The organism is Sorangium sp. So ce302 (assembly GCF_051530145.1).
GTDB classification, from domain to species: Bacteria; Myxococcota_A; Polyangia; order Polyangiales; family Polyangiaceae; genus Sorangium; species Sorangium cellulosum_B.
In genome coordinates, this window is record NZ_CP150326.1 from 6,841,707 (window position 1) to 6,856,907 (window position 15,201).

9 protein-coding genes are annotated in these 15,201 nt (G+C 73.2%); 5 read left to right on the plus strand and 4 right to left on the minus strand.

Annotation, left to right across the window (positions count from 1 at the left end; genetic code table 11):
- Positions 1 to 117: 117 nt before the first annotated feature.
- From WME73_RS25755 to WME73_RS25765, 3 genes are all read right to left on the minus strand, one after another.
- Positions 118 to 279 carry a hypothetical protein gene (locus WME73_RS25755; protein WP_437911239.1) on the minus strand — a complete coding sequence of 54 codons (162 nt, stop codon included), beginning with the start codon at positions 277 to 279 and terminating at the stop codon, positions 118 to 120.
- Positions 280 to 890: 611 nt separating this feature from the next.
- Positions 891 to 2,006 carry a serine/threonine-protein kinase gene (locus WME73_RS25760; protein ID WP_437911240.1) on the minus strand — a complete coding sequence of 372 codons (1,116 nt, stop codon included), beginning with the start codon at positions 2,004 to 2,006 and terminating at the stop codon, positions 891 to 893.
- Between the two features lie 44 nt (positions 2,007 to 2,050).
- On the minus strand, positions 2,051 to 4,786 hold the full coding sequence (locus tag WME73_RS25765; protein ID WP_437911241.1) for a protein kinase domain-containing protein: 2,736 nt from the start codon (positions 4,784 to 4,786) through the stop codon (positions 2,051 to 2,053).
- Positions 4,787 to 4,965: 179 nt separating this feature from the next.
- On the opposite strand from WME73_RS25765, the gene WME73_RS25770 reads away from it, so the two are divergent.
- A complete protein-coding gene (locus WME73_RS25770; RefSeq protein WP_437911242.1) occupies positions 4,966 to 6,465 on the plus strand; it encodes a serine/threonine-protein kinase in 1,500 nt (499 codons plus the stop codon).
- A 334-nt stretch (positions 6,466 to 6,799) separates the two neighbouring features.
- Positions 6,800 to 7,285 carry a hypothetical protein gene (locus WME73_RS25775; protein WP_437911243.1) on the plus strand — a complete coding sequence of 162 codons (486 nt, stop codon included), beginning with the start codon at positions 6,800 to 6,802 and terminating at the stop codon, positions 7,283 to 7,285.
- Between the two features lie 69 nt (positions 7,286 to 7,354).
- Here WME73_RS25775 and WME73_RS25780 read toward each other — a convergent pair whose 3' ends face one another.
- The gene (locus WME73_RS25780; protein WP_437911244.1) at positions 7,355 to 8,512 is read right to left on the minus strand and encodes a hypothetical protein; all 1,158 of its coding nucleotides are present in this window, start codon (positions 8,510 to 8,512) and stop codon (positions 7,355 to 7,357) included.
- Positions 8,513 to 8,716: 204 nt separating this feature from the next.
- Between WME73_RS25780 and WME73_RS25785 the strand changes: the two genes are divergently transcribed.
- From WME73_RS25785 to WME73_RS25795, 3 genes are all read left to right on the plus strand, one after another.
- On the plus strand, positions 8,717 to 9,199 hold the full coding sequence (locus WME73_RS25785; RefSeq protein WP_012237250.1) for a peroxiredoxin: 483 nt from the start codon (positions 8,717 to 8,719) through the stop codon (positions 9,197 to 9,199).
- Positions 9,200 to 9,314: 115 nt separating this feature from the next.
- Positions 9,315 to 11,324 carry a DUF4139 domain-containing protein gene (locus WME73_RS25790; RefSeq protein WP_437911245.1) on the plus strand — a complete coding sequence of 670 codons (2,010 nt, stop codon included), beginning with the start codon at positions 9,315 to 9,317 and terminating at the stop codon, positions 11,322 to 11,324.
- 242 nt (positions 11,325 to 11,566) lie between these two features.
- Positions 11,567 to 14,998, plus strand: coding sequence for a kelch repeat-containing protein (locus WME73_RS25795; protein ID WP_437911246.1), 3,432 nt, complete (start codon positions 11,567 to 11,569; stop codon positions 14,996 to 14,998).
- The last annotated feature ends 203 nt before the right edge of the window (positions 14,999 to 15,201 follow it).

A 15,201-nucleotide genomic window follows, 5' to 3' on the forward strand; every position in this document is an offset into this window, starting at 1 on the left:
ATGTTCTCTCTCCTCGCCCGCTGTGGGCACGCTAAAGTGGAGCGCAGGCGGGATCTGGTGTTTACCCTCGCCCGTGTCGCGACAGCTCGTGGCCAGTTCGGCCTGAAGATATTTCTACTACCTGCCGAGAAAATCCATCAACCACTCCATGGCGGGGCGCGGCTGGCCGTCCCTGATGAGGCCCGACTCCCTCACCCACGCCGTGCCATGGGCGTAACCCCGGAGCGTGATGCCTTTGACGTTCTCGGGGTTCCAGAACATCGGGAACTGCTCCTCCATCACCCGCCTCTGCCTCTCGTCATCAAAGTCATGTGGCCTCCTGTCGGGATGGTAAGGGAACGACTCACAAGGCAGACATTATCGACGACGATGACACGATGTATGTGGCCTGCGGTGACACGACCATCGAGGTAGCTACGCTCGCGCGGACCGCACCCTGCGCACCGACGCTACCGGTGAACAGCATTCATGATTTTTCACGACAATCGTGGAACAACCGAGGTCTGTCGCGTTTTCCGGTGATTCACTCCTGGCGAAACGCTGATCACCATCGTTCGACGATCATCTGCGCAACGACCGAACGTAACCGGCGCCTGGAACGACCCGAGGCCCGACCACGAAGCCCGCAATGCGCATGGCGACCCACCCAGAGCAAAGCGAAAGGATACCTCTGCAATGTGAACGCTCACATGCCGGATGTCAACGCCTATCGACCATCCCGCGCGCGTCCGCCAACCCGAGGGAGGACAAGGTCGACGGCGCTCCTCCGGAGCGCCGCGTCAACAGGAGCAGCCGCCGTACCACGGTCGTGCAGCTGAACGAGATCATGGTGTTGAGCGCATACCCAGGTTCCGGGCTCCCCCGCGGACGCCGGAACCGCAGCAGCGGGCTCAGCCGCGCGAGGGCTGCCGCTGTTCCAGGAGCCCGCCCGACTCCCCCTCGCCCACCGGCCCCGCCGCGCGCATCGACTGCAAGGCAGCGATGATCTCCTCCGTGACGCACGGCCCGCCCGAGACGTAGGACGGCGCAAGCGGCTTCAGCGGCGGCGGGAGCACCTCGGCGACCCGCGCGCCGATGGCGTCGCGCGACGCCGCGTGCCCCTCCTCCCCGGACGCGGCCCGGAGCGCCTGCGCGAAATCGGCCGCCGTGGGCCAGCGCGCGTCGCGATCGCGCTCGATCGCCCGCGCGACAGCGGCCGTGACGGCCTGGCCCACGCCCTCGCGCTCGCTCGAGAGCGGCGGCACCTCGCGCTCCAGGACGGCGTGGAGGGTCGAGACCATGTTGCCGCCGGCGAACAGCCGCCTGCCCGCCAGCACCTCCCACGCCACGACCCCGAGCGAGAACACGTCCGAGCGCCGATCCAGCGGCCTCGCGTTCGCCTGCTCCGGCGAGAAATAGCTCAGCTTCCCCTTCACCATCCCGGTCTTCGTCCGCGTCGTGCGGCGCAGGGCATACGCGAGCCCGAGATCGCAGATGGACGCCCGGCCGTCGACGCCGACAAGGATGTTGGATGGCGAGATGTCCCGGTGGATCACCTGGAGCAGCTCCCCCGAGCTGTCGCGCGCCTCGTGCGCCGCGTGCAGCCCCTCGGCGGCCTGCGCGATGAGCTCGATCGCGTCGCCGACCCCGAGCGCCTCGGGAGCCCGGGTGAGGTGCTTGAGGGTGACCCCCACGACGAGCTCCATGACGATGTACGGCGCGCCCTCGTCGAGACCGTAACCGAGGACAGGAACGAAATGGGGGCTCGCGACGCGCGACGCGATGCCCGCCTCGTCGAAGAGCATGCACGCATAGCTCGACTCGTAGCGCAGATCGGCCCGGATCCGCTTCACCGCCACGAGCGACTCGCGCTCCGGACCCGCGCCGCCCGCCCCCGCCGCGCCGCCCGCGTCCCCTCCGCCTGCAGCGCAGGCGCGACGCGCGATGAAGACCTCGGCCGAGCCGCCCCTGGCCAGCTGCACCAGCAGCTCGTAAGGACCGACGGCGCCCAGGTCAGAAGAATCCATGCTCACTGCTCCGGGCGGCGGGTTATCACGTCAATGGTTGTTCATCAACCTTGGCCCCCTTGCGCTTCGTTCCGTTCACGCTCTGATTTGCGCTCCGGGGGGCGCCCCTGTCCTCCCCCTCCTCCGCCGCCGCGATCCTGCGCAGGGCCGCGGGCGACGAGGCCCTCGCCGTCCGTGGGGGCGTCGCCGCCGCGCTCGGCGTGCTCGGCCAGCACCCGCTCGTCGGTCTCGCCCACCGAGCGCAGCCAGCGCGCCGCAGCCCGGTGGCCGGCGGTGCGATCGCCGTCCGTGAGCATCCCGTAGGCGGCGTCGCGCACGAGGGCGTGACGGAACGTGAGCTCGTCGTGCCCCGGGTAGCGCGACACGCCGCGCCGGGCGACGAGCTCCTCCGAGAGCAGGCTCTTGAGCCAGCGGTCGAGCGACTCGGCCGAGGTGCCGGCGCCGAGCAGCTGCCGCACGCCGTCCGGCCAGAAGCTGCCGCCGAACAGGCTCGCCGCCCGCAGCGTGCGCCGCGCCTCGGCGGGCAGCGCCTCGATGCGCGCGTGCATCAGCGCCACGACCGTGGGCGGCATGTCGCTCCGGCCCTCCGCGCGCGCGCGCATGAGCTCCTCGAGGAAGAAGGGGTGGCCGTCGGCGTGCTCGACGAGCCGCGCCACCTCGGGCAGCGCGAGCTCCTCGCCGAACACGCTGCGGACGAGCCGCTCGGCCGCGCGCTGGCTGAGCGCGCCGAGCTTGATGTGCTGCACGCCGCGCGAGCCCCAGAGGCCGGGGAACGTCTCCATCACGCTGTGGCGCGCGAAGCCGAGCACGAGGAGCGGGCGATCCGAGAGCGCCTGGAGCGCCTCGTCCAGCACCGAGACCGAGGCGTGATCGCTCCAGTGCATGTCCTCGAGCACCACGACGACAGGCCCCTCGCCGCACCGCGCGGCGAGCCACTCGAGCACGGCGCGGCGGGCCTGATCGCCCATGGCGACCGCGTCCCCGCGGGCGGCGCGCAGCTCGGCTTCGGGGTCGTCGAACGGCGTGCCCGCGATCTCGCCGAGGTACCAGGCGACGCGCGGGGCGTCGTCGACCGGCGCAGGCAGGGCCCGCGCGACGTGCTCGCGGATCTTGGCGCGGCGCGCCTCGAGCGCCTCGCCGGGCAGGCAGCCGGCGGCCGCGAGGACGATCTCGCCCAGCATGCCGAACGGCGCGCCCGCGCCGAGGGGATCGCCCCGCGCCACGTAGACCGACGCGCGCGCGTCGCGCTCGCGCACGGCGCGGATGAGCTCGCAGCGGAGGCGCGTCTTGCCGATGCCGGCCTCGCCGAGGACGAGCGCGGCGCGCGCGACGGGCTCGTCGGCGCTCTGCTCGAAGAGGCCGCGCAGCGTCGCGAGCTCGCGGTCGCGCCCGACGAACGAGGTGACGCGGCCGAAGAGCGTGCGCTCGGGCTCGGTGCCGTCGCGCTCGCCCTTCAGCAGGAACGAGGGGCCGTCGCCGATCACCTCGAAGCGCGGCGCCGCGAGGCCCGCGGTGACCTCGTCGATGCGCACGTCGCCCTCGGCCTCGCGGAGGCGGGCGACCGCGCGGTCGATCACGTCGCCCGCGGGCAGGCGCTCGCCCACCTGCGCGCGGCCCGTGGCGAGCGCGACCGGGCGCCCGGGCAGGCGCGCCTTCAGCGCGAGCGCGCACTGCGCGGCGCGCGCCGCGAGGTCGAAGACGGCCATCGTGCCGGCGCCGCCGCGGCCGGAGAACACCTCGTCGGTCTGCGAGGACAGGAGCACCATGCGCGTGCCGCCCGGGAGCCGCACGCGCTCGCCGCCGAACGCCTCGGCGAGGTCCGCGACGATCCGCTCGACGCCGCGATCGCTCGCCGGCTCCGGGTCGGCGGCGCCCAGATCGACGAGGACGACGCTGACGAGCCGCCGCTCGTCGTCCGTGACCGACGCTGGCGCGCCGTCCGCGCCCGCGCTGGACGCGCGCGCGAGCAGGGCGCGCGCGTCCGCGAGCGCGGCCGCCGCCGCGCGGCCGTCCGCGGGGCGCGCCGCCGGGTCCTTCGCCAGGAGGCGCGCGGCGAGCTCGTCGAGGAAGGGCGGCACGTCCGGGCGCCGCTCGACGAGGCGCGGCGCCTCCTCGAGGAGGATGCGGCACACCTCGGCGAGCGGGTCGTCGGCCGCGAAGGGGCGCTGCCCGGCGAGGCACTCGAAGAGCAGGACGCCGAGCCCGAAGACGTCCGCGCGCGCGTCGACCTCGACGTCGCCGCGCGCCTGCTCGGGCGCGACGTAGCCGAGCGAGCCGACCAGCGAGCTGGCCTCCGTGACGAGCGAGGTCGACGCCGCCGTCCGGGCGACGCCGAAGTCGAGCAGGACCACGCCGTCGACCCTGCCGTCGCGCAGGAGCACGTTGCTCGGCTTGAGATCGCGGTGCGTGATCCCGATCGCGTGGATGGCGGCGAGCGCCTCCGCGATCTGGTGCGCGACGAGCAGCGCGTCGGCCACGGGGAGCGCCCCCTCCTGGAGGCGCGCGTCGAGCGTGACGCCCTCGAGCCACTCCATCGCGAGCCACAGGGCGCCGTCGTCGCCCGTGCCGTGCGCGATGTGGTGCACGATGAGCGGGTGCTGCACGGCCTCGAGCATGCGCGCCTCGCGCCGGAAGCGGGCGGCGAGCTCCGGGGGCGCGACCTTGAGCGCGACGGGGCTCCCGGTCAGCTGATCGATCGCCCGGTAGACCGTGCCCATCCCGCCGGCGCCGGCAAGGCGGTGCACCTCGAACCGGCCTGCGACCAGCGTGCCCTCGCGCATGGTGCCAGCTTATCCGAGAGCTCCCGTCAGGTGCGCGGCGCGAGCGCTCGGTGGTGACGGTCCAGGGTGTTTGTTGTACGCTGTGCGCGCCGACACGCGCCGACACCCAGAGGGCCGCGTCGCCCGCACAGGACGCCCCCTCTGGACCATCGGCTCGGGCGATCGAAGAGGGACCCCCGATGAACCCCGGACAGCAGGTGACGAGCACGCTCAGGCTGGCGCGCGAGCTCGGGAAGGGGGCGATGGGGAGCGTGTGGGTGGCCGACCACCTCGCGCTCGGGACGCAGGTGGCGGTGAAGTTCATGGCGCCGGCCTACGCGGACCAGACCGGCTTCGTGGAGCGCTTCCGGCGGGAGGCGATGGCGGCCGCGCAGATCAAGAGCCCGCACGTCGCGCAGGTCTTCGACCACGGCGTCACGCCGGACGGGGTGCCGTTCATCGTGATGGAGCTGCTCGAGGGCGAGGACCTCAAGAGCCGCATGCAGCGGCTGGGCGCGCTGCCGCCCGTCGAGGTCACGGCGATCGTGTCGCAGACGGCCAAGGCGCTCGGCCGGGCGCACCAGGTCGGGATCATCCACCGCGACATCAAGCCGGACAACATCTTCCTGCTCGACGTCGAGGGCGAGCTGTTCGTGAAGGTGCTCGATTTCGGGGTGGCCAAGCGTGTCCAGGGCGAGCTCGGCATGACGTCGACCGGGAGCGTGCTGGGCACGCCGCTCTACATGAGCCCCGAGCAGCTGCTCAGCGCGAAGCACGTCGACTTCCGCGCGGATCTCTGGGGGCTCGCGGTGGTCGCCTACCACGCGCTCACCGAGCAGGTCCCGTTCCGGGGCGAGACGCTGGGCGCGCTGTCGGTGGTGCTGCACACCGGGATCTTCACGCCGCCGAGCGAGGTGAGGCCGGAGCTCTCTCCGGCGATCGACGCCTGGATGAAGAAGGCGCTGGCGCACGATCCGGCGGCGCGCTTCTCGTCGGCGCGGCAGATGGCGGAGGCGCTGGAGCGCGCGGTCCTCGGGATCGCGCGCACGGCGTTCACGACCGAGCCCTCGTCCGCGGGGGAGCGAGCCCTCCACGGGAGCGCGTCGCAGCCGGTGCTGTTCGGGGAGCCGACGCCGCTGCCGCCGGCGCCGGGCGCGCGGCTCTCGACGACCGGCACGCCGCCGTCGTCGGCGCCGGGCGCGCGGCTCTCGACGACCGGCGCGCCGGGGCGGACGCTCGCCGGCATGGCGACCTCGGGCACGGACGGGGCCCGGAGGTGGGCGCCGGCCATCCTGGCGGCCGCGCTCGCGTTCGGAGCGCTGGTGGCGGCGGTCGTCTTCCTGGCAACGAAGCATTCGCCCACGGCCGAGGTGACCCCCTCGTCGGAGGCGCCGGCCCGGCAGGCCGCGTCCGTCCCGGCGCCGCCGGTGGTGCCGGCGCCAGCGAGCGCCGCCGCGCCGGTGCCGGCAGAGCCGGCGAGCGCGACGCCCGCGGCCGAGACCGCGCAGCCAGCGGCCACGGCGGCGACCGCGCAGCCGGCGGGCGCTGTCCGCACCGGCGCGGCAGGGAGGCCGGGTCCGACGGCGGCGCCGCGCGGCACCTCGGAGGGGCGCGGCCGCGCCACGCCGCGGGAGGCGCCGACGGGCCGCCCGACGGGCACGAAGCCGCCCGCGCCGGTCGAGGACACGATCGGCTTCTGACGCGGCCTCCGGCCTCGTCGCGCACCGGCCGCCCCGGGCGCCCATGTACGCGGCCTTCGGACGACCTGGTCAGACGGAGCCCGTTGAACTGGGGCGCTCGCGCCGCTCGACGGCAAAATATGGAATCAACCGCGCTGGCACGGGCGATGTCGACATCGGAAGGTGAGGCCCACGGGGCGCACTGCGACATCCCGCCTCGCTCCTCCAGCGGAAGGGGCACAGAAATCGGCGCGAACGCACCGAGGCGTGAGAATTTCGGATTGGCACAGAGCGTGCGGTATCCGTCGCCGGGGCCCAGAGCGAGGACGCGCTCAACGCGAAGGAGGTCTCTTCCATGGAGAAGCTCGTAATTGGCCTGGTGCAGACGCACGACGAGGCGGAAGCCGCGGCGGAGCGGATCATCGACTGCGGCTACACACGACAGGAGGTCAGCCTGCTGATGACCGAGGCGACACGCGACAGGTGCTTTCCGAGCCCGGACATAGCGCCGCCGTCGAGCACGTTCGGCGCCGCGGTCTCGATGAGCGTCGTGGTCCCCGACCTCGGGTTCGTGGTCGCCGGGCCGCTGGCCGCGGTCGTGGCCAGCGCGGTCGGCGCCGGGATCACGGGCGGCCTGCGCGAGATCCTCATCACCGCGGGCGTCCCGAGGCACTGGGCGGAACGCTACCAGGCCGGCGTCCGGCAGGGCGGGATCCTCGTGAGCGTATTCGCCCGCAGCGAGCGAGACGTCGGCCTGCTCCACCTGGTCCTGGACGACCCGCACATGACGTCCTTCCACACGGAAGCCCACCGGCACCACGCGTACGACACGTCGTTTTGAGCCGAGGCGCGCGCGTCGCGAGGCAAAGCGCCTCACCCCCGCAGGCGGATCCCACGCCGGGGCGCGGGCTCAACCCCCGAGCGACCTGAGCCGCGCGCGCAGCATCAGCGCCCCGATGAGGTCTTCCTCCGCGTCGCTCCGGCGCGACCAGCCCAGCGAGAGGTAGCGCAGCAGCTCGCCGAACGTCGGTCCGGCCAGCGCCGCGCTCGTGCCGCCGCGGACGACCCAGAGCTGCTCGCCGTCGGCCCCGAGCGCGACGACCGACCGCTGGGCCGCGCCGCCGCCGAGCGCCGAGCCCGAGAGCCGCGCGATCGGGTAGAGCTGTCGCGCCGCCGCCGCCTCCCAGCCCGGCTCGCGGTCGTGGGCGAGAAGCTCGCCCTCGCGGAGGAAGCGCAGCGTGCCCTCGACGGCGCCGATCGCGAGCTCGCGGTAGAGGTCCTCCGGATCCGCCGGATCGGCCCAGTCGTACGCGCGCATGAACGCCGCGTACGTCGCCGGCGGGGCGACGCCGCGGACGGGCGGCGGGGACGCGGGCGCGCCGCGGCCGTCTTCGCGGCGGAGCACCCGGTTGAGCCGCGCGACCTCGTCGGCGATCGACCCCGGCCCCGGCGCGACGAGGTGCACCTGGACGCGGCGCTCGGGCGCGAAGAGGCCGCCCATGAGCGCGCCCAGCACCGGGGCGCCCAGCTCGGCCGCGAGGAACGTCGAGCCGCGGTGCGGCCGGATCGCCCGGTCCATGGCCTCGCGCTCCTCCGCCGCGGTCGCGCCCTCCGGCAGGTCGACGTCGACCTCGACGATGTCGCTCCGGTCGGGCGCCTCCACGCCGGCCTCGACGCCCTCGTCCCCTTCCCTCACGAAATGGCGGACGAACCCGCTCGCCTCGAAGCGCCAGCCGTCGTCGTGGAGGACGTCCTCCGAGAACACGAGCGCGAAGACCGTCGCGCCGGGGTGGCCGAGCTCGGCGGCCGCGTCGAGCACGGCGACGGGCGGAGAGAGCTCGTCCTCGAAGAGCTCGGCGAGGTGGTCGAGCTCGTCGTCCCCGCCGCCGGCGGGATCGCCGCTCGAGTAGAACGCGGCGGCGTGCCCGGGCAGGCCGGGGAGCGGCGCGATGAACAGGCGCGGCGAGGCGACGTCCCAGCCACCGAGCGCCACGGCAAAGCCCTGGGACAGCGCGCGGTCCGGGATGTCGGCGGGTCGAAAGATCAACGCAGCGAACGTGGTGGCCATGGGGCGCTCAGGGTAACCCGATCTCCGGCCCGCGCTGGCGTCCGTCGCGCCCAGCGCGCCTTCATGACCGCTTCCTCAAGTTCTTCCTTATCCGGGGGCGCAGGCGGCCGCCACGGCAGGCGGCCGCGTTTTACTCGAGCGGCGAGCCGCCGCGCTCCGCTGGGGCCTTGGACGCGGCGCGGCGCATCGGGTAGAGGAGACGCCATGCTCGGAAAATCCACCCTGTCCGTCGGTGAGACAGCCCCTGATTTCAGCCTGCAATCGCAGAAGCGGGAGACGGTCAAGCTCTCCGACTTCCGGGGCAAGAAGACCGTTGTCCTGTTCTTCTATCCCAAGGACGACACCCCTGGATGCACGGCGGAGTCGTGCGCGTTCCGCGACCATTACGATGCGTTCGCGGAGGCGGGCGCCGAGGTCCTCGGCGTGAGCGCCGACTCGGCGGGGTCTCACCAGCAATTCGCCGACAAATACCGCCTGCCCATGACGCTGCTCAGCGACCCTGGCGGGGAGACCGCCGCGCGCTACGGCGTCAAGTCGCTCTTTGGCCTCCTCCCGGGCCGCGTGACGTTCGTCATCGATCGCGACGGCATCGTTCGACATGCCTTCTCCTCCCAGCTCCGCGCGACCCGCCACGTCGACGAGGCGCTCGCGGTCGTGAAGCAGCTCGAGGCCTCGCGGCGCGGCTGACGCGCGGCGCCGCGCCCGATCTCCCGGCCAGCCACCGTCGTTGACGCCCCCCGGAGGGGCGTTATGGACACCCCCAGGGCGGGGCCATCGCACGCCTCCGCCGGGGGAGGCGACGATGAACCATGGATTGAGGACCACAGCGACGCTGCGGGCCGCCGCGATGGATCCTGCCCGCTCGGGGGCCGCGTCGGACACGCTGCTGCTAAGGCGGGTGGTGCTCTCGACGGGCGGAGTCGGATATTTCGAGCACGAGGCGCGCGTGCGCGGCGACGCCGAGCTCCGGCTCGAGGTGCGGCTCGATCAGGTCGACGATGTATTGAAGAGCATCGTTGTCTATGACGATCGCGGCGTGACGGGGAATATCACGCTTCCCGGGAGGGAGCCGCTGCGCGATCTGTTCCGCGAGCTCCCGTTCGACGAGGGCGCGCTCGAGTCCGAGGCCGCCCTGCTGAACGCGCTCCGCGGCGCCGAGGTGCGGACGCGAGGGGTGCAAGGGGCCATCGCCGGGCGGATCGTCGCGGTCACCACGGCGCAGGCGGCGCTGCCGCACGGCGGCTCGGAGGACCGGCACCGGCTCTCGCTGATGTCGGAGGGCGCGCTGAAGCAGGTCGTCCTGGAGGAGCTCGAGAGCGTGGAGCTCGTCGAGGAGCGGCTGCGGCAGCAGGTCGGCGCGGCGCTGGTCGGGCTCTCCAGCCGGCGGGAGCGCAACCGCCGCGAGCTCGTGGTGCGCACGGCCGGCGAGGGCGAGCGGGTGGTCCGCGTGGCCTACGTCATCGAGGTGCCGCTCTGGAAGACGACGTATCGGCTCACGGTGCCGGAGGACGCGCAGGCGAAGACCGGGGCGCTCGCCGGGTGGGCCGTCGTCGAGAACCAGAGCGGCAGCGACTGGCAGAACGTGGATTTCACCCTGGTGTCGGGGGACCCGGTGACGTTCCGCCAGGCGCTCTACGAGATCTATTACGTGGCCCGGCCGGAGGTGCCCGTCGACGTCGCCGAGCGCGTGCTGCCGCGGCTCGACGAGGGCGCCGCGGGGCTCGCGGCCAGGGCGGCGCGGCGCATGGGCTACCGCGCCGGCGGGGGCGCCGACGAGGCCCGCGCGCCCGCCGCGGCGGTCACCGTGCCCTCCGAGAAGGTCGAGCCGGAGCCCGCGGAGGCGGCGACGCAGGTCGTATTCCACTTCCCGGCGCCGCTCACGATCGCGAGCGGGCAGACGGCGCTCCTCCCGATCGTCCAGCGCGAGATCCCGGCAGAGCGGCTGTGGCTCTATCAGCCGGAGGCGAGCGCGCGCAGCCCGCTCGCCTCGGTCCGCCTGAGGAACGACGGCGACACGACGCTCCCGGCCGGCGCGATCACGGTCTACGAGCGCTCGAGCCGGGGGGTCGTCACCTACGTCGGCGACGCGCGCCTCTCGCCGCTGCCGCCGGGCGAATCGCGGATCGTGAGCTTCGCCGTGGACCGGAAGGTGCGAATCGACCGCGAGGAGCGGGGCGAGGAGGTGTTCTCGCGCGCCAAGATCCAGGGCGGCATGCTCGAGATCGTCAGGACCGCCCGCAAGGTGACGGTCTACACGATCGTGGGCGCGGCGCGCGAGCCGCGCGTCCTGCTCATCGAGCACCCGCGCATCGCCGGCTGGGAGCTCGCCGAGCCCAGGGAAGGCGTCGAGGCGACGCGCGACCGCTACCGCGTCCGGCGCGAGGTCGCTGCGGGGGAGACGGCGCGCGTGACCGTGGCGCTGGAGCAGCCCATCTCGCACGCCGTGGCGCTCACGGGCCTCTCCGGCGAGCAGATCGAGGTGGTCCTGTCGTCGCGCGAGATCCCCGAGGCGCTGCGCGCGGCGCTCGCGCGGCTCGCGGAGCTCAAGGCCGCGGTCGCCGAGAGGCAGCGCGCGCTCTCGGCCCTCAAGTCCGAGATCGAGGCGCTGCGCGCCGAGCAGGCGCGCGTGCGCGACAACCTCAAGGTCGTGCCCCCGGGGAGCGGGCTCCACGAGCGCTACCTCAAGACGCTGGGCGAGCAGGAAGACCGGATCGCGGCGGTGTCGGCGAAGCTCCCGGGCGCGCGGGAGGCCGTGGCCAGCGCGGAGCGGGCGCTCGCCGAGTACGTGCGCGGCCTGTCGCTCACGACGTAGCGAAAAGCGGAGGCCGCGCGCGCCCGGCGCTCTCCTGCGCGGCCTCCGCCGCCCTCCTGCGCGGTTGAATGCCACCCACCTCGAGCAAGCGCGGCAAGACGAGCGTTCCGGCGAACGCGGCAGCATTCCGCCGCGAACCTCTGAATTTTTGCGATGCGAGCTGCACCCCACGGAGGGCCGGGCGCGCTGCGCGACAGGCCGATGTGTTCGCCGGAGGCTCGCTCGCGAGAATCGAGGAGGGTATGGGCTCAAGCACGGTTCCCTGGGCTGGGTGGCGCTTCGCGCGATGCGTGGCGCTGCTCTGGATTGTCTATCTGACATGCGCGCTCGGCTGCGCGGCGCCATCGAGCGAGGCGCTCGACGTCGAGGCGCTGGAGGCGCAGTTCGAGGAGCGCGCCCGCGCGGCGCTCCGCGGCGACGACGCGCTCGTGCCCACCCCAGCGGGCTTCGAGCTCGCGGCGAGCCCGTCGCGCGGCGGCCTGACGCTCGCGTTCCCCGCGGACGGGAGCGGCGCCGTGCGGTTCGACCTGCCGGGTGGCCTCGGCATCGAGGTGCGCGAGCGCGGCGCGCTCGGTGAGGTCCAGAAGATCGGCGCTGCCCTCGCGTACCCGCGCGCGGGCGGCTTCGCGCTCTGGACGGCGCAGCGGCACGGCGCGGAAGAGTGGCTCTGGTTCCCCGACGGGGCGCCCGCCGCGGGACCCGTTGCGTCATGGCAGGTCGAGGGGGCGCGCCTCCGCCGCCGTGGCGCGAACGTGGAGGTGCTCGACGCGGCAGGGGAGCCGCGGATCATCGTGGCGGCTCCCGAGGCCTATGCGTCGCCGCGCCAGCGCGTCCCGACGCGCCTGGAGGTAGAAGGTGATGAGATCTCGCTCTGGGTCGAGGAGACGGGCTCGCCGCTCCTCGTGGACCCGTCATGGACCGTCACGGCCGCCTCCGAGGCGACGCTCCGCCACGAGCACACCGCGACCTCGCTGCCCGACGGCAGGGTGCTCATCGCGGGCGGGCGGCGATGGCTCGGCTCGTCAGACCAGTACCACCTCGCCAGCGCGGCCATCTATGATCCCGCGCTCGAAGCGTGGTTGCCCGCCGCTCCGATGAGCCAGCCGCGGTCGGCTCACACGGCGACCTTGCTCGCCGACGGCAGGGTGCTGGTCACGGGCGGCGCCATGAGCGGCGCCGCGTGGGTCGCCACCGCGGAGCTCTACGATCCGACGACCGACTCGTGGATCCCCGCCGCAACCATGACCTCGGAGCGCTCGGGGCACACCGCGACCGAGCTCGCCGACGGGCGGGTGCTCGTCGCCGGGGGCGCGCCGGCTGGCGCCGCTCCTGCTGCCGCCGCCGAGCTCTACGATCCCGTGTCGGACGCCTGGACGCCGACGCCCGCGGCGCTTGTCGTGCGCAGGGAGCACGCGGCGACGCGCTTGCAGGACGGCCGCGTGCTGGTCGCCGGAGGCAGGATCATAGGAGCCAGCGTGGTGTCGAGCGTCGAGATCTACGATCCCGCGACGGGCGCGTGGACCCCGGGGCCGGACATGCTCCGCGCCAGGTGGATGCTCACGGCGACCTTGCTGGAGGACGGTGACGTGCTGGTGACCGGCTATGACTGGGAATCCGAGGCCGAGACCTACGATCCTGAGGCCAACGCATGGACGCTCGCGAAGAACAAGATGAGCTTTCGGCGCGGCTGGCACACGGCGACGCGGCTGTGTGATGGGCGGGTCTTCGTCTCTGGCAACCAGCCGCCCGACCTTTACGATCCGAACACGCGGACCTTCTCGACAGCGCCCAGGAGCGAAGTGAGCCGCGGCAGCGCCACGGCGACGCTGCTCCCGGATGGACGGGTCCTCGTGGTCGGCGGGACTTCGAGCGCGCCGGGCGCCGAGATCTATGACCCGTCGGTCACGCCCTCGGGGACGCAGCTCGGCCCCCTGAACGCCTTGCGGAATTACGCGAAGACCGTGGAGCTGGAGGACGGGAAGATCCTTGTCGCGGGCGGCAACGCCGGTACGAAGACAACCGAGATCTACGATCCATCGAGCACGACGTTTTCCCTGGCGGCGCCTTTGAACTTCGAGCGGGCTCTCCCCGACCTGACACGCCTCGCCGACGGCAGGGTGTTGATCAGCGGGGGCCGCTTCGATGATTCCGAGGCGGATCTGTACAACGAAATCTACGATCCGGCGGCGGATGCCTGGACGCTGGCCGCCCCCGACGAGGAGCGTCGATACAACCACACGGCGACCTTGCTCGTAAGCGGCGACGTGCTCATCGCGGGAGGCGCGGTGATGGACTACCCGATGGAGCCGTTCCGCGTCCGCAGGACCGGATCGGCCGCGCTGTATCGTCCAGCCGACGACACCTGGGTCACCGTCGAGCCGATGAAAGCAAGCCGGGCGGAGCACGCGGCGACGCTGCTGAACGACGGCAGGGTGCTGGTCGTCGGCGGGATACAGGGTTTCGACGATTTCGACATCTCGACCGCGGAGCCGCTCGCCAGCGCCGAGATCTACGATCCCGCGACCCGGCGCTGGTCTCTGGTGGCGCCCATGACGGTGCCTCGGGGCAAGCCCACGGCGACGCGGCTCCTGGACGGTCGCGTGCTCGTCGTCGGGGGAGCCGCAGAGACCTACGACCCGGTGACGAACGTCTGGACTCCCACAGGGTCCATGAGCCAGCTGTCGGGTGTCAGTCATGTTGCCACGCTGCTGACGACAGGCGAGGTGCTCGTCATCGCAGGGACGACGGCGCAGATTTACAGCCCCGCGACGAACTCCTGGACGCCTGCCCCGTCGACCTTGCTCTCGCATGGCTTTTCCACGTCCGCGCTCCTGCCGAGCGGCCATGTCCTCATCGTCGGCCCCAACAGGGACGCGGAGCTGTACGATCCTCGATGGCACGGCCCCGGGGACAACGGCTGCAGCACGGGCGCTGGCGGAGAGGGCGGCGCTGGCGGCGGTGTTCCCGGTGCAGGAGGCGCGGGCGGCGCTGGCGGGGGCGAGCCCGGAACTGGCGGCGTCGGCGGGGGTGAGTCCGGTGCGGGCGGCGCTGGCGGGAGTGAGCCCGGAACTGGCGGCGTTGGCGGCGGTGAGTCCGGTGCTGGCGGCGGTGAGTCCGGTGCTGGCGGGAGTGAGCCCGGAACTGGCGGCGTTGGCGGCGGTGAGTCCGGTGCTGGCGGCGGTGAGTCCGGTGCTGGCGGCATGGGCGGCGCTGGCGGCGGTGAGCCAGGAACTGGCAGCGCTGGCAGCGCTGGCGGCGGTGAGCCAGGAACTGGCGGCGCTGGCAGCGGAACGTCCGCGACTGGCGGCGCAGGCAGCGCCGGTGGCGGTGAGTCCGGTCCTGGCGGCATGGGCGGCGCTGGCGGCGATGCTGGCGCCGGAGGCGAGGGCGGCGGCTCGGCGAGCGGAAGCTCGACGAGCACCACCGCCGGCGCTGGCGGCGATGGCGGCTCGGGGATGGCGACCGCATCCAGCAGCGCTGCCGGCGCCGGCGGCGATGGAAACCCGGGTCCGACGAGCGCTTCGAGCGGCCCCGGAGTGGACGAGCCGGCAGACACTGGCTGCACCGTGGGGCAAGGGGCGTCCGGCAACGGCGCGAGCACCCTCTACCTCGCTGTGATCGGGGCCGCTCTCCGGCGGAGGCTCCGCCGCTCCAGGGCGGCAATCCCGCGGTGAACTCTGATCGCCGGCTGCTCCCGCTGAACTGAATAGCGCGGCGCGTTCCCTGCCGCGACCGCGGCGCCCGTGGAGCTGAAGCTCCGCGTCCACCTCGGCTTCGGATCGCTCCCAGCGGTGCAGACGCTGCGGGGTGTGGAGCGGGTGATCTGCGAGTCGCGCGAGGAGATCGCGGCGCGCGAGCCGTAGCGCCGCGGGCCGAA

What these genes read in the sequence shown, in the direction of transcription:
- WME73_RS25755 (WP_437911239.1), bottom strand. Translation starts at nt 279, where the DNA reads ATGGAGGAGCAGTTCCCGATGTTCTGGAACCCCGAGAACGTCAAAGGC.
- WME73_RS25760 (WP_437911240.1), bottom strand. Translation starts at nt 2,006, where the DNA reads ATGGATTCTTCTGACCTGGGCGCCGTCGGTCCTTACGAGCTGCTGGTG.
- WME73_RS25765 (WP_437911241.1), bottom strand. Translation starts at nt 4,786, where the DNA reads ATGCGCGAGGGCACGCTGGTCGCAGGCCGGTTCGAGGTGCACCGCCTT.
- WME73_RS25770 (WP_437911242.1), top strand. Translation starts at nt 4,966, where the DNA reads ATGAACCCCGGACAGCAGGTGACGAGCACGCTCAGGCTGGCGCGCGAG.
- WME73_RS25775 (WP_437911243.1), top strand. Translation starts at nt 6,800, where the DNA reads ATGGAGAAGCTCGTAATTGGCCTGGTGCAGACGCACGACGAGGCGGAA.
- WME73_RS25780 (WP_437911244.1), bottom strand. Translation starts at nt 8,512, where the DNA reads ATGGCCACCACGTTCGCTGCGTTGATCTTTCGACCCGCCGACATCCCG.
- WME73_RS25785 (WP_012237250.1), top strand. Translation starts at nt 8,717, where the DNA reads ATGCTCGGAAAATCCACCCTGTCCGTCGGTGAGACAGCCCCTGATTTC.
- WME73_RS25790 (WP_437911245.1), top strand. Translation starts at nt 9,315, where the DNA reads ATGAACCATGGATTGAGGACCACAGCGACGCTGCGGGCCGCCGCGATG.
- WME73_RS25795 (WP_437911246.1), top strand. Translation starts at nt 11,567, where the DNA reads ATGGGCTCAAGCACGGTTCCCTGGGCTGGGTGGCGCTTCGCGCGATGC.